The sequence below is a fragment of the Pseudoalteromonas ardens genome, assembly GCF_030125445.1.
Taxonomy (GTDB): Bacteria; Pseudomonadota; Gammaproteobacteria; order Enterobacterales; family Alteromonadaceae; genus Pseudoalteromonas; species Pseudoalteromonas ardens.
In genome coordinates this window covers 1-14,764 of the sequence record NZ_JASJUV010000001.1, presented here as the reverse complement: position 1 = coordinate 14,764, position 14,764 = coordinate 1, and the positions used below count along the sequence as shown (strand labels likewise).

14 protein-coding genes are annotated in these 14,764 nt (G+C 48.3%); 5 read left to right on the top strand and 9 right to left on the bottom strand.

Going from position 1 to position 14,764, the window contains the following annotated elements; translation table 11 throughout:
* Positions 1 to 247: 247 nt before the first annotated feature.
* Positions 248 to 1,687 carry a MocR-like pyridoxine biosynthesis transcription factor PdxR gene (gene pdxR / locus QNM19_RS00070; RefSeq protein ID WP_049866441.1) on the bottom strand — a complete coding sequence of 480 codons (1,440 nt, stop codon included), beginning with the start codon at positions 1,685 to 1,687 and terminating at the stop codon, positions 248 to 250.
* A gap of 130 nt (positions 1,688 to 1,817) precedes the next feature.
* Between pdxR and QNM19_RS00065 the strand changes: the two genes are divergently transcribed.
* Together QNM19_RS00065 and QNM19_RS00060 are read left to right on the top strand one after the other, a co-directional pair.
* Positions 1,818 to 2,393, top strand: a complete 576-nt coding sequence (locus QNM19_RS00065) for a GNAT family N-acetyltransferase (RefSeq protein ID WP_284026135.1) — start codon at positions 1,818 to 1,820, stop codon at positions 2,391 to 2,393.
* A complete protein-coding gene (locus QNM19_RS00060; RefSeq protein ID WP_284026134.1) occupies positions 2,390 to 2,965 on the top strand; it encodes an FMN-binding negative transcriptional regulator in 576 nt (191 codons plus the stop codon). The genes QNM19_RS00065 and QNM19_RS00060 overlap by 4 nt, the downstream gene beginning before the upstream one ends.
* Here the strand turns inward: QNM19_RS00060 and QNM19_RS00055 are convergent.
* Positions 2,949 to 4,166: a serine hydrolase domain-containing protein gene (locus QNM19_RS00055; RefSeq protein WP_284026133.1), complete on the bottom strand. Its 1,218-nt coding sequence runs from the start codon at positions 4,164 to 4,166 to the stop codon at positions 2,949 to 2,951. The two genes, QNM19_RS00060 and QNM19_RS00055, sit on opposite strands and share 17 nt — an antisense overlap.
* 105 nt (positions 4,167 to 4,271) lie before the next feature.
* Between QNM19_RS00055 and QNM19_RS00050 the strand changes: the two genes are divergently transcribed.
* From QNM19_RS00050 to QNM19_RS00040, 3 genes are read left to right on the top strand one after another with little or no spacing between them, the layout of a single operon-like run.
* A complete protein-coding gene (locus tag QNM19_RS00050; RefSeq protein WP_049863743.1) occupies positions 4,272 to 4,655 on the top strand; it encodes a DoxX-like family protein in 384 nt (127 codons plus the stop codon).
* The gene (locus QNM19_RS00045) at positions 4,652 to 5,176 is read left to right on the top strand and encodes a GNAT family N-acetyltransferase (protein WP_082225372.1); all 525 of its coding nucleotides are present in this window, start codon (positions 4,652 to 4,654) and stop codon (positions 5,174 to 5,176) included. Before QNM19_RS00050 ends, QNM19_RS00045 begins: the two co-directional genes overlap by 4 nt.
* Positions 5,173 to 5,577, top strand: a complete 405-nt coding sequence (locus QNM19_RS00040; protein WP_049863742.1) for a hypothetical protein — start codon at positions 5,173 to 5,175, stop codon at positions 5,575 to 5,577. The genes QNM19_RS00045 and QNM19_RS00040 overlap by 4 nt, the downstream gene beginning before the upstream one ends.
* A 35-nt stretch (positions 5,578 to 5,612) precedes the next feature.
* Here QNM19_RS00040 and QNM19_RS00035 read toward each other — a convergent pair whose 3' ends face one another.
* The 7 genes from QNM19_RS00035 to QNM19_RS00005 form a co-directional block, all read right to left on the bottom strand.
* Complete coding sequence (locus tag QNM19_RS00035) at positions 5,613 to 8,219, bottom strand: serine hydrolase (protein ID WP_284026132.1); 2,607 nt, start codon at positions 8,217 to 8,219, stop codon at positions 5,613 to 5,615.
* Between the two features lie 236 nt (positions 8,220 to 8,455).
* Positions 8,456 to 10,984, bottom strand: coding sequence for an ABC transporter permease (locus QNM19_RS00030; protein ID WP_049863739.1), 2,529 nt, complete (start codon positions 10,982 to 10,984; stop codon positions 8,456 to 8,458).
* On the bottom strand, positions 10,975 to 11,637 hold the full coding sequence (locus QNM19_RS00025; RefSeq protein ID WP_049863738.1) for an ABC transporter ATP-binding protein: 663 nt from the start codon (positions 11,635 to 11,637) through the stop codon (positions 10,975 to 10,977). Before QNM19_RS00025 ends, QNM19_RS00030 begins: the two co-directional genes overlap by 10 nt.
* A gap of 112 nt (positions 11,638 to 11,749) precedes the next feature.
* On the bottom strand, positions 11,750 to 12,106 hold the full coding sequence (locus QNM19_RS00020; protein WP_284026131.1) for a hypothetical protein: 357 nt from the start codon (positions 12,104 to 12,106) through the stop codon (positions 11,750 to 11,752).
* Between the two features lie 55 nt (positions 12,107 to 12,161).
* Positions 12,162 to 12,497, bottom strand: coding sequence for a hypothetical protein (locus QNM19_RS00015; RefSeq protein WP_049863736.1), 336 nt, complete (start codon positions 12,495 to 12,497; stop codon positions 12,162 to 12,164).
* Positions 12,498 to 12,600: 103 nt separating this feature from the next.
* Entirely contained in the window at positions 12,601 to 13,821 is a 1,221-nt protein-coding gene (locus QNM19_RS00010) for an ABC1 kinase family protein (protein WP_284026419.1), read from the bottom strand.
* A gap of 186 nt (positions 13,822 to 14,007) precedes the next feature.
* Positions 14,008 to 14,388: a VOC family protein gene (locus QNM19_RS00005; protein WP_049863735.1), complete on the bottom strand. Its 381-nt coding sequence runs from the start codon at positions 14,386 to 14,388 to the stop codon at positions 14,008 to 14,010.
* Between the last annotated feature and the right edge of the window lie 376 nt (positions 14,389 to 14,764).

Genomic DNA, 14,764 nt, shown 5'->3' with positions numbered 1-14,764 from the left:
GCAGCGACGCACAAAAGTCAACATTCAAAAAACCAAAAGACACAATAAAAACAAAATAGTTACACTTTGGTTATATTTTTACTCGTCTGTTGCACCCCCTCAAACACTTAAAATGGGCAGAATTGTTTTTCATTAAATTACTGTTTGGTATGAATATATTAATCATGACACAAATAATTGAGCGCTCCGGGCTGTGATCCGGGTCTGCATTTCAAATGCCAACGATGTATTGAACGTCATTCAGAATTCAAAGTAACGAGATGATGCGCGACAACCCAATACGCATTTTTTGTTCATTTTGACCGGCAAAACCAAGACGAATATGGGTATAGTGTTGTTGTGGAAACCGCCAGAATTCAGCTTCGGTCTGAACATAAACTCCCAGCTCTGCGGCACGGGCACTCAAACCAGATACGTCCTGGTGTGTATTCACCCAAAATGCCATACCACCATCTGGCACAGTAAAGGTCAATGGATACCCGGACTGCTGATAGCGTTGGAGTTCAGAAGCCAATGCATCGCATCGAACCTGATAGCGCTTGGTCATACGTCTTAAATGACGTTCAAACTCGCCGCTGGCCATCCAGTTTGCTAGAGCCATTTGCAGTAGGATGTCGTTTTTGTGATTCATCAATTGCTTAAGTGATGTTAGTTCACTCAGTACATCTGCTCTGGCCACCAAATAGCCCATTCTGGCGCCGGCAAACATGATTTTCGAGAATGTCGAAACATAAATGACAATCCCGTGAGGGTCACTCGCAGCCATTGGCTGCAACGGTGGGCAACGATAATGAAACTCATGGTCATAATCGTCCTCAATGATAAACACACCATACTCTGCACATAGCTGATATATTGCCATCCGGCGTCCAATGGATAAGGTCACCATAGTCGGATACTGGTGTAAGGGCGTTAAGTACAGCAGCTTAATCCGATTCTGTTCGAAGCAGGCGCGCAGGCTGTCAACATTCAGCCCTTCTTTATCCTGGGCAATGCCGTGCAGTGTCGCACCGCATGCCTCAAACGCCCGATGTGCCGGCGGGTAACCCAGTGATTCCACCGCTACGCCCTCGCCGCTTCTGATAAAGGCTTTGGCAATCAAAAACAACGCCTCCTGAGAGCCATTACACACCAGCAGATCATCACATTCTAAAGCGCGAGCACGGCGCAGATAGTGCCGCAGCTGCTGCTTCAAAGCCGGCTCACCGCTGCAATTACCGTAGTGCAGCTGTGCAACATTCACGGCACGGCAAGCCTGACTAAGATGACGGCGAAATTCATCGTAGGGAAATTCCATAAGATCGGCCAGGCCTCCGGCAAAACTATACTCATACGCAGTATTTTCTCTGTCACTTAGCTCACCTGCCGACAGCGATAACGCAAAATCAGCTTGTATGTCCCTGACCTGTGCGCTTGGCTTTGCAATGTGCTGACTGGACTCAATCGGCAAGGCCTGATTAACCCGGTAACCGCGCCTTTGCTCAGAGGACAGCCAACCCTGAGCCACCAAATTTTGCAATGCGGTCATCACGGTATGGCGATTAATGCCATATAACTGCGCAAGCTTTCTGGCCGATGGCAGCGGATCGTTAGGCCGCAGATGCCCCTGCTTAATTGCAACACAGATCTGTTCGGCCAATTGTATGTGTTTAGGTGAATCCTGAGTCAGTGGTACACCGGTCAACATGCTTTCTCTCCCAACCAGGTCTGGAACAAACCAATCTGGTCTAGTTAAAAATAGAGTTCTGGTTGTTTATAACCTACCAGAAAAGATTAAGCTGAGCCTAGTTGAAACACAGTTATTGGAGTAAAGACTTATGTTGAAGCAAATTACGCTGGGATCAGACAAAGTACGACTAGAGCCACTTTCTCGTGAACATCTGCCACATTTACGTGGCTTCGCTGAGCAGACCAAGTTATGGACCTGGGTACTGGACAATTACTGCAAGTCGGATGAAGCCCTAACACACTGGTTTGAACACTCTGCGCAATTTGACCCGGATGTTCAGCTACCTCTGGTGATCATCGACAAACACAGCAACCAGGTAGCAGGCAGCACCCGCTTGTTCAGATTACACAAAACCAACCTCAGTGCTGAAATAGGCCACACCTTTATTGGCGAGCAATGGCAACGTAGCCATATCAATACCCATGCAAAATATCTGTTACTGAAACATGCCTTTGAAACACTGGGTCTGGTACGCGTGCAACTGCGTACACACGAACACAATCAGACATCGCGCTCAGCAATCTCCCGCCTGGGTGCACAGTTTGAAGGAATTATACTCAAAGATCAGCGTGTCGCGCCTGATGCTTTTCGCAACACCGCTCAGTTTGCGATCACGGATGACATGTGGCCTGACGTAAAAAGTAAACTGGAGGGCTGGTTATGAGTTATCCACGCCGCGCCTTTTCAGAGCAAAATACCGAACGCCTTTGGCAACTGATAGATGAACACCCACTGGCAACCTTGGTTGTGCCAAACTCAGACACTCCTTTTGTTCACATGTCTTTGAGTTTGAACCATGACAAAACCCACTTGTTAGGGCATGCCAATCCAGCGAATCCGCTCACGCAACTGGATAAAGCCCATCTCCAGGTGTTGTTCAGAGGGCCGGATGCATATTTATCTCCCAGCCAGGTGAAAGGCCTGCCGCTGCCAACCTGGGACTACGCCACAGTGCATATTAGAGGACAGCTCACACAAATCACCAACCCAGAGGAGAAACGCTCAGCATTGCGTCAGCAGCTAAAACAATTTGAGTCGCCCGTTAACCCCTGGGATATGTCCATGCTCAGTGAAAATCAAATCACGAAGTTATTTTCGCAGCTGTTTTTTTTCAAAATTGAGATTGAGTCAATCACAGGGACATTTAAGCTGAGCCAGAATAAAAGTGACGAAACCCGGCAGAGCATAGCACATCTACTGGAAACTCAGGGGAACCCACTTAGTCGCTATTATTAGCGAAAAAATGCGTGATCAGTGTCTGAGTCAGCGCAATAACAGGTTCATCGCACTCATCCTGCGCACCGCAATTGGCGATCAACCCAATCGCCACGTCCTGCTCGGCCAGATAAACACTTTGTGTGATAAAACCAAACTCATTGCCGCCATGATGGTATAAAACGCCGCCTTCATGCTTTTCAACCATCACCCCTAAACCATAATACAAAGCCCCATCCATAAAACTCGGCAACCAACGGGCCGTTTGTAAATGCCTGTCACCGACCATATTGCGATAAATACGTTCGTTAACAGGCTGCTTTTTGACAATAATGGATTTGAGTAGCTTTGCCATATCCTGCGCACTGGATGCAACCGGTGCATCTGCTAATGCGGTATTCACAATCAGTTGCCTGGTGTTGTATCGCTGACGGTATGGCAGCACAAAGTCAGGTTCATCCATATTGAAAAAATAGCCAGCTGCTACGTCATCAGCCGCACAGTCATACCCTTTAACAAAAGTTTCGCTGAGCCCCAGCGGCTCAAGTACATGCTCGTGCAGTAGTCGACCAAGAGGCTGTTTTAACTTGTTTTCGATCACTACGCCTGCCAATACATAGCCGGAATTTGAATAGGCAAAACCCTCACCTGGTTCAAAATAAGGTGACTGATCCAGAACAAATTGCAGTGCAAACCGGTTGCCTTTGCGATGTGCTTTGTCTGCAAGTTGCGCCCGAATAAAATCCAGCTCCCCCACATCATTGTATTCATAGATTCCAGTGCTGTGATTAAGCAGCTGACGCAATGTCATAATTTCAAGATTCTGAATGCGACCTGCCATACCTTTTGGCACCCAGGGTAATACCGGCTCATCGAGACTAAGTAACTGCTTATCGTCCAGTATGGCCCCCAGTAATCCAATCAGCTTTTTTCCCGCACTCCCGTTAGGGATCCGGCTCTGGCTGGTCATAGGCGTCAGAGTATCCAGATCTGCATACCCTGCACTGGCAGCGTATCCGCCATTCGGCGTTTCAATATAAACGCTCACGCCGGGAATAAAGTCCGATACTAAACCCGCGAGCAAAAGATCCATGTGTTGATATAAGTTACTGTCAGCATATTCTGCTTTAACAGGCTCTATCGTCTGACCCCTACTGCAACCACTGACTAACAAGAGCAGTACGACAAGCCAGACGCTGATAGGTAACTTTTTAATATCCATTTATTTGGCTCCCTGCGTAGTAAAGTTTGTCCAAATTACTTTAAATTCCGGAACAAATACATACACTGGGTAATATATCTATATGAATTTTATACGTTACTCCCCATGCCCATTACTCTATTAGCCCGTTTAACAATCGCTTTCGCCTGGTTTTATCACGGCTTAGTCCCCAAATTACTCCATATTGCGCCACTGGAATGGCAGATTTCTTCCAGCCTGGGCCTGGAAGACGATTTAACGCACCTGCTGATACGCTGTGCGGGTATTGGAGAAATAATCTGGGCCGTTGTGTTCTACATCTGGTATCGAACACCAGCCATTATCTATCTGAATATTTTGGCACTAGTTGGGTTACTACTGGCGGTTGCAGTACTACAACCTGTAATTTTGTTTGAAGCATTTAATCCGGTAACCACCAACCTGTCCCTGATTGTGCTGAGTGTTTTGTTATTACCTATCCATCCGTCGAAACAGGTCAAGGAGCAATGAGTAAAGACAACAAAGCGGCCCTGATGATCCGCAATGCAACAGAGCAGGACTGTCAGAACCTGGCCCAGCTGTCTGCAGAGGTTTGGTTGGACACATACGCCACTGACGGGCTCCGATCAGAGTACCTTGAATACGTAAACAGCACTTTCAAAGTGTCCTATTTTCAGTCATTACTCGAACAGCCTGATTATCGACTACTTGTTGGAGAAAAAAGTGGCCTGTTACAAGGCTATATTCTGCTTAACCTGGCCAGCCACTATCAGACGCCGCACAATGGCTATGAAATTGACACGCTTTATGTGCTCAAGTCATGTCAGGGCACAGGTGTAGGACGTGCCTTATTAAAGGAGACCGCCAGGAAATTTGGTACGCCTGTGTGGCTTTACACCTGGACTGAAAACGCTGCGAACCAGTTTTACCATCGGCTTGGCGCGAAACAAATTGGTACACTCAGTTTTGAAGCATTTGGCAATACAATCAATAACAACGTCTATAAATTCACCACAGGAAATTTGATATGAAATATGCACTCTTCGTCATCTTTTTCGCGCTGTTAAACGGTTGTCAGAGCACCTCACGCGACTTAGGCATCAAGGGAGAGGCTGCATTTACCGCAAGCGATCCTCAATATGGCTATGTCGCCCATAAACCTGTCAAACTTGGCGGCTTTTTACGTGGCTCTAAGTACGAAGGCAGCCATATAGAGTATTTTCAGAGCCTGACGGGCCCCAATGGTGAGCCTGTAAAGGTAAAACGGCTTGGCAGCTGTTGCCCGTTTGACGATCAGTCAATGCCATTTGGCGGTGGTATGTTGGATAAGTATGAACTCAGCTATCCGGGCCAGAAAAAGCCGGTGATCATTTATGTCAACCTGTATCAGTTTGAAGCGCCAAAAGCTCCGCAAGGGTTTACCCTGCTATAGTAATAAGGAGGGCATAAGCCCTCCTTATTCAGGTATCACTCCCGATGTGCTACACCGGCACGGTAAAACGCAGCCAGGTGAGTCTGTAAACGTAACATATTTGAGCCATCTCCATAGTGACCGTCTTCGGCATTCGACAGCGCCACAATCCCCGTTTTAGTGTAGGGGTTATAGGTCATGATTGTATGGGTGCCCGGATCTCCTCCGTCATGACCCATAAATGGGCCTTGCCAGAACCAAAAGAGCCCTTGTGTGTCCATCCAGTAAGTCGGTACCTCTGTTTGTACAGACAGCATATTTGCAACACTTTGCTCACTCAACACCCTGACATTATCCAGTGTGCCACCCTGACTGATAGCAATTAACAAGCGTGCCAGGTCGTGAGCTGACGAATTCAGGTCTCCGTCAAAGAAGGTAGGATAGCTGAACTCAGGTACGTACTGCGCAACCCCATCACCATCTATCGTATACTGAGGCGTTTTAGGATTCTCCTCTGATAACTGAGTGTAATCCCAATGAGTATTATTCATCCCCAAAGGCGCAAACAAGTTCTGCTTCATCTGGTCAACCAGGCTGATATTAAGCAGATGTTCGACCGCATACCCAGCCAGACCTGCGCCTACATTGCTGTAGCTATGAATGCTGCCCGCCGGCACACTGCCTTCACCAAGATAGACATCCTCCGTGAAATACTGGCCGCCTGGCAGTAAATATGCCTGGTAGAACTCAGTCGAATCTGTCAGCGTGGTTTCTTCACATAGCTCATGTCCGCCCTGCGCATACAAAGACAAGTTGGTGCCGTGGATGTAGTAGCTACAATTGTATAGCTGTGTATCACTAATGCCTGAGGTATGTGTCACTAAGTGGCGCAAAGTGATATCGCGCTCTGCATTCGGGTGTGTAATATCAAATGGCAAATTCATTTGCGCCAGCGGCGTGTCCAGACTGAGCAGGCCTTGTTCTATCAACTGCATGAAGCCTGTCCCCATCACTGCTTTACTGGTTGAGCCGACATTCATTGGCGCATGGACGGTCATGGGCTGATTGGTCTCTAAATTTGCGATACCGTAGCCTTTTTCAAAAATGATCTGGCCATCTTTAATAACCGCCACAGCAACCCCTGGAATGTCCATATCCGCCAGGCCTTGCGTAAACGCCTGGTCAACTGAGGTGAAATCGAAACCCCGGCCTGGCGTTGCGCCCATTGCCTGAATAGCGTAATCGAGCACGTTATCCGACGACCATTCAACTTCTTTTGTCGTATAAACGGGCACCGCGATATCCGGCACAACCCCAGCGGCTTCAAGTACCTGGTTATTGAGGTCGGAATAGGTTTGGTGGCTCAACGACCCAGTCCACCCATTTGGCAGCGTAAAATCCAACGCATCAGAGACCGCACCGTTAGTTGCCCCGCCGACTAGCGTTACATGCTCTAAGGATTTGAGAGTTTGAGTTAACACTTCACCTGCGCTGTAAGCCAACTCGCCAGTCAGTACATAAACGGGTTTAGTATAAGCCTGATCGGGTGCGGCTTTAAGTGTTAGCGCCTGTTTATCCTGCTGATGATCAGCATTGAGGATTTGCTTGTATGCCACTGTCTGCTCTTTGGCATTAAAGAAGCGTGCGATTTCCAATGACACCCCATCAAATCCCCCATCGTTAACCCGCAGATCAATGATAATGCCATCGCTGTCAGCCAGGTCTTTCATCACTTCACGCATTAACGTTTGGGTGTCTTCGATATCCTGCTTTGCCTGTGAAATGACATCAAAGAAACTGTCTGCATCGGTTTCTTCACTGGCCAGCATAGCAGACTCACGGTCTATACGAATATAGCCCAGGTTACCATCCAGTTTACCCCACCCAAGCGCATTGCTGTTTTCATATCTTGTTAGTTGTTTATCGGACAGATACAAACTAGTTATTTCAGCAAATGCATTTAACTGATTGTTGTAGGCCAGATCAATGTGCGCCTCCCAGTCATCTCCATGGCGTTGCTGCATAAGCCAGGCTAAGTCTTCATACAATTCTGTATCGCCTTCACCTGAAGCCTCAAAGCGCTTGTCATCAGTCAGTGACACATGCACATCATCGAAGTCTTCGAGCATGGCTTCAAACACGTCTGCGAGCTGCTCTGGCGTGGTATCAGCATTGATCTGTGGCCGATATGCCGAATACGCCGCCTGCCAGTCGATTTCTCTGAGTTCAAAAAACGCATAGTAATCATTAAATGTGTGCCAGAAGTACTCAAAGTTGGCAATGGGGTCGTCACCGCTGAGGCGTTGCTTCGGCTTACACTGCTCACGCATTTCAGATTGCTTTGCAAACACCCAGTCATTCGTCGCATGAGTGGTCAGCGTCAGAGTACTCTTATCACTTTTTAGATACTTATCCAGGTCATCCAAATCTTTGTATGGATGCGTTTCAATCAGCACACATCCATGGTTGTTGTACTGAAAACGCCGTAAATTATCTGTATCAAACTGCCACAGATTACCCGTACCCTGCTGCACCCACACACCCCGATGTTTAGCAAGCGCATGATCATCATTACTATTACCACAACCAGCCATAAATAAAGCTGCACTCACCAAGCTCAGAGGTTTCCACCCCGTCATTTTCTTACCCATCAAGTCAAGCATACCTTCGTCCTTTTCCATTTGATTGTCTTCCAGCCCAGACAATCCGGGCCAGTCCTTATGAGGAGACTTAAGGCTAGATGAATGCGTTGCTCGATTCTGTAGTATGCTTGTCCAAGGTTGTTTAACCCTGTTGCGAACTGTCAGTAAGTGTACCTAAATGTGGGGCTTCCCCTGGTTCGCTTGCATTTCTTCACGCTTCGTTCATCTTTTTGTCATAGCCGCTGTTAACCCTGGAGTTAACCGCCTTCGTTTAGTAATTCCATGGCGCTGCTACGCAATTGCTTACGACTAAGTAAAATGCCACTAACGGCGACCACCAATGCAATAGCGAGGGCCTCAGCCAGCATCATTATCAGACTGCCCTGATAAGGCATAGCCAAATTCTGTTGATAAAATGCGTCTATAAAGCTGTAGATTGCACCAACAGCGCATAAAGCCGGGATCAGGGTCACCATCAGCCACTCAAACAAGAGGATCTTCAGGCCTTGTGTTGGTGACAGCCCAAAGCTAAGCAGCAGTCCGTTGCGTATCTGGTCTTTTTCCATATGGGTCTGAATCGCTGCCACCATCAGCAAGTTACTAAGCAACACAATAAACGCAGCGTAACTCAGAACCAGTGTTATCAATGCCTGAACCTGCGCCCGGATCTTCTCCAACAAAGCGTCCACCGTAACAAGGCGCAACTGCGGGTGTGCACGCCACAACGCGCCGATTGCCGCTACGCCCTGCGCATTTAGCTCGACACCGCCCATATGATAGATGGGCTCTGCGGCACTGGGCGGCCTGCTTTGCTGCAATACAAACCAAAATGTTACTGAGCTGCCACCGGGCTTATACCGATGAACAGCAGTGACACTGGCTTCAACGGACTCACTACCAACGACAAGCTGCACCCTGTCACCCATTGAGAGCGCCAAATCTTCAAACACTTCCTGATCGACAGAAACCCCCGTCTGGGCAAAGGCATCAGTCCATGTCCCCTGTGTGATCTGCACATTTTCAGGTGCTTGTGCCCGCCAATGCAGATTTACAGGTTGCTCCAGACGGCGCAAAGTATCACTGGGCTGAACATCCCTCGCTAATATTGCTATGCCATTGATGTGCGTTACCTGTGCCAACTGAAAGGGCTTCATCTCTTTAATGTGGCCCTGATATCGACCAACAAAAGATTCCAGCGCTGCTTTTTGCTCATCATCCGCCCGGCTAACAAACACATTGCCCTGATTCTGATAGAGATACAGTGACAGCATGCTGGTCACATCTCGCCCCATGTTGAAACACAGCAGTAACAAGGTGACGCTCAGGCCCAGCGCTGTGATTTGCACCAGCTTGACCGACATGCGCTTACGTAACAGCAACAGACTGAACTTTGACAGCACCCAGGAACTTGGCAACAGATAACCACCAAACCGCAGCACCAGCCAGGTCACGAAAAGCACCAGTAGCACGCACACCCCCAACCCACTCAGCAACATACCACTGAGCAACCAGTTGTCGGTGTAATTGACCACCAGGGCTGCCAGCAGCCCCACAGGGCTTAACATGGCCAGCCAACGCCAGCGCTTAGGCTCGGTCCGTTGCTCCAGAAGCAAACGAATGTCTCCCTGAAGCAAAGACAGCCACACAGGTAATGCGATGAAAACATACACAACCGTGGCCAATGCGCAGGCAGCCAGTAAATCTTGCCACTGCCACTGCAGACTAAACCCGTCAATGTATACCTGCGCGATATGGCTGACCCCATGGCTTGCCAGTAGCGACAAGATAAGCGCAGGAAGCAAACTCAGCATTAAGATCATCGCGCCCGCGATGATCGCCAGTACCGGCAGCATGCGCCGTGACATGCCACAGGCCAGTAAAACCGATACGCTTTTCTTCAGCGGCTGAATTTGTACCTGACTACACAGCCACAGGATCAACACGCTCAGTAAGACGATAATCAGGCTCAGCAGTCCGAGAAAATTCTGCACCCGCTCCCAGACCTTTGCCAGTGGGTAATTATTGAGCGACTTGCTGACTATCTGCGCTGTGGGAGAACTGGATTGAAATCGGGTAATTTCCTCTTCAGACAACCTGGTGTGTAACATTAACGCTCTGCTGAAATGAGGAGTAAGTTGTTCGGGGCGCAAACTGGCGTCAGATACCATGGCACGCATATCGCTGCCAAAGCCTTCTAATATTCGGTCGGGCTCAAGCTGCAACAGCGCAGAGACACGTAATTGCGTGCCCCCCAGCATGATGGTATCACCCAACTCAGCCGCCAGAGCAACCGCCAGCCTGGGTTCCAGCCAAACTTCTCCGCGTGACGGCCCCTGTTGCACACGCTGTGTATTGAGCGCTTTACTCAGACTGATATGAATGTCGCCCTGAAGCGGGTAATTGCTATCAACGGCTTTGAGAAGCACAGGCTGATGATGCGACTGATGACTCAGAGTAACACGGTATTGAGACTGCAAACTGTGGGAGTCGCTGTGTGCCCTTATCCAGGTTAGCTCCGGTTCCTGCCAGGTTCGCCGCACCGTCACTTGGGTATCGGCACCCAAAGTAGCCTGGAGATTGTATGCCAAAAACCGCTCAACGCCCTGACCCAGTAAACTGCTAAGCAGCAAGTAAAAAAACAATATACTCAGGGCGCCCAACGTGAGCCAGTATTTGCCTTGCAATACCTGACGCCAAAGCACCAGGGCAAATGCACATACAGCATAGCCGGGCGCAACTTGTTGCTGCCTTGCCAGATAACTCGTTGCTGCCTGCTCTATTGACATAACATAAGCCTCCCGTGACTGAGACGAAACGCTTTGTCTACCCGCTTTGCCAATGCCATATCATGCGTTACCAACAGCAGTGAGGTACCGCTTTGCCTGGCGCCACTTAGCATCAAATCAATCACATGCTCCGCAGTGGTTTCATCGAGATTGCCGGTGGGTTCATCCGCAAACAGCACCTGTGGCCTGACACACAAGGCACGGGCAATGGCCACTCTTTGTTGCTCTCCGCCACTTAACTGAGTCACATTGTGCGTAAGACGCTGCTCCAGCCCCATTTGCGTCAGCCAGTGTGTTGCTTGCTGAGCCGCATCACGATGACCTCGCAGCTGTAAAGGCAGTGCAACATTCTCAAGCGCATTGAGCTCAGGTAACAAATGAAACTGTTGAAATACAAAGCCGCTGTGCGCGAGTATTTCGCTGGAATTCAGCGCCTGGCTTTTAGCGCGATAAGTTACTTGTCCGGACTGCACAGGTGTCAGGCCAGCTAATAAAGACAGCAATGTTGATTTACCGCACCCGGAAGCCCCCACTATCGCAATGTGCTCGCCGGCTTCAATGTGCAGCGACAGAGCTTCTATTAATGCCAGCTGTGTACCATTGTGCAGTTTTATACTGTGATTAAGGTCACTGACCTCGAGTGACAAAGCCATATCTGGATCCCTGAATGATTTAACATGGGATCCAGCTTGAACTCATCGGTGTGAAAGGAACGTGAAATAGTAACAGCACTTTGTTTTGCACTCGCGCTGCTATGAATCCCGTCTACTCGCTGACAATGGACTTTATTTTACACTCCTTAGAACGCAACCCGCTCCAGTCAGCGGTTTCATCAGCGTAAATAAGTACTTTTGTATTTGCGTGATAAGCTGCAAGTGCAGCACTGAAAATATTACCATTGGTCGTGGACGATTTGTCCAGCCAGTACCCAAACGGACAATTTTCTTGTGCAGAGGCACTTTGCGACTCCAACGTGATTAAAAAAACGTTATCAGTGTAGTCTGCCCACGTGTAAAGCTTATCAATTTTATAATAGCCACCACTTGTCACTGTAGCCTGAGCCCCCAGAGACACAAGCGCCAGCATACCAGCAACCAAAGCGTTTATGTTCATTTTTTTCATCTGTCATAACCCTATTTACTAAGAATTACACACTTGTCATTTTTATTCAAAAAGACTAGAAACGCGATTCCTGAAGTGACATCAGACTCACTTCACAGGTATCTGAAGCCGATGTTAAACGCACTTTTTTACCAGACATGTAAGCGGCTAAAGCAAGGCTCAAAAAGTGATCCATTTTATCCGCACTGTGCTTGCTGTACGTTATTGTTGCCGTTTTGTTGCAACCTGCCATCTCGTACTGTACGTCATTACCAAAATACAATCGAATCTCTTTACTGCTGGCAAAGTCATAAACCTTAACGCCTTTTAATGTACCAAGCCCAATATCAGTGACCGCAGTAGAAGCAAATGAGGCAATCAGCAGTGTCGCTCCCATCATCCGTTTAATCATAATAGTTCTCTTTGTCGTCAAAATGAGGACTATAAGATATCTGTAAAGTAGACTCAATTGCTTCTTTATTACAAACAACCCATAAACAATACGCCGGGGTATGTTAGTGACTCAACACACTCAGCAAAGGCCGAAGATCAACTCTCGCTTTCAACCTGGCAGCTATCAGATACAACCCCGCCAGCTTCCGATGAATAAACAAAGCATCTACCGGTGGCGTATGCCACTGCCTGGACTGCATGCTCAATTGTCTGCCCTGTTCACTGATCTGCTTTGCGAGTCCACTGGCAGCAAAGTCAAACGGAGCTTCGGCTCGCAATGGTGAAATTGCCAGCTCAAACAAAGACAACACGGCTTGTTGGTAGGCCGGATCTATGTCCTGAGAAAAATACCCGATCTCACAGGCTGCTTGCTTTAAAGCCTGAAGGTCGCCCTCAGCACCGGCCAGAAGCAAAGCTTTGTAGCTCTGACTCAATGCCGGCGAAATGGCTCTGGTTGCACCGAAATCGAGCAGAATAATCTGCCCAGTGTCTGGGTTGTACTGGTAATTTGCCAGGTTCGGATCGGTCTGGATCATGCCCAACTCAAACATCTCGGTGAAAAACAGCTCAATTAATCGAAAAGCCAGCTCATCACGGGTGGTTTGAGGCAAGAAGGTCATGTCTTCAAGGGGCTTACCCTCCACAAACTCCATAGTCAGTAAATGCTGAGTACTCAGAGCAGGATAGCTGTTTGGCACCTTGAAGTGAGGATTACCTGCCAGCGCCTTTGCAAACGCCGCGAGTGAATTGGCTTCTTGCACGTAGTCAGTCTCAGCCAGTAGCTGTACTTTGGCTTCTTCAACTAAAGGCGTTATGTTTAGGGTTTTTGGCAACAAGCCTGACAGTTTAATCAGGCTCACAACATTATCAACATCGCTATGAATGCTATCGGCAACGCCGGGATATTGCACTTTAATGGCCAGTGCCTGACCCTGCTCAGAGGTCGCCTTATGTACTTGTCCTATTGAAGCTCGGGCGAAACTGTTCAAATCGAGATGACTGAATTTGTCCAGCCAATCTGAGCCGAGCTCTTTTTCAAACGTCGCAACCAGCTGTTTATGTGGCATAGGCGCGGCATCCGCTCTGAGCCGTTCCAGCAAAGCAGCTAACTCAGCAGGTAACAATTCCCCGGCATCCATTGAGAGCAGTTGCCCCAGCTTCATAGCCGCGCCGCGCAAATGGGACAATTTATCAGCAACTGCCTGTATGTTACCCGGCTGGAGTAACAGCTCCGAACGGCTGGCTTTTTGGCCACTCAAGGCCTGCCTGGCGCCAGCAATCATGACATTGGATGCCACTTTTCCTGCCAGCCCGCCAAAGTGAGCTAGCCTGCTCAGACGACTGGACGGAACTCGACGCGATTTGTTGTTCAACACGCTACCCCTGTATTTGGATTTATCCTTACAATACGCACAGTTTACCTATTTCGTTCAGGATAGCAGGCAAAATCGGCCTATTTGTTGATACTCCTATCGCGTTTCAATGGGCGATGAGATATCACAGAGCGTCCCTTCAGGGGCTAAAAGTAACAATCGCATTTGCCCATACTCTGTCGCCTCGGGAGCTTGAACTACCTCATAGCCAAGCACTTTTGCTCTATCATAGATGGGATTAACCATGTCCACGACAAAAGTCAGATACATGCCAGACGATCTTTGTCTTGCCTGCTCGGGCACGATGGGGTGAGACTTTAAAATAATCCCGAGCTCAAGGCCCGATTTCTGTGATACCAGATGAATAAACCAGTCACTATCATACCTGACATCAAACGCGAACAACGACGTGTAAAAATCACGGGATTCGGTCAGGTTGGTTGTACAGACGTTAGTAAATAGTCGGTTTATCGTCATTTTCCCTCACTCAGCGCATGGTTTGCAGATGTCCCTGTCACGCTTACACTAGCAGCAATTCGTGAACGCCATATTAAAGCTATCCCGGTGCGATCTCGCTTGTCTCTTTAGGCATACAAATACTCTAAAAACCGAAATGATTTTTTTGGTTAATTTTAGTACTTTTATTTCCACATCTTCGTAACGGCGTTATTATCGTGTAAATCACTTTGCAAAACTCGCCAAAACAAGGCCTGCACCCATGACGAATATGACCACAGTATCTGAACACACATTGCTAGAAATGAACTTTCAGGCAATGCAGTCTGCCTATAGCCGCGATCCGGCACCCGACTATGCGCAGCGCATAGCTGTACTCAAAAAGCTGAAACGTGCA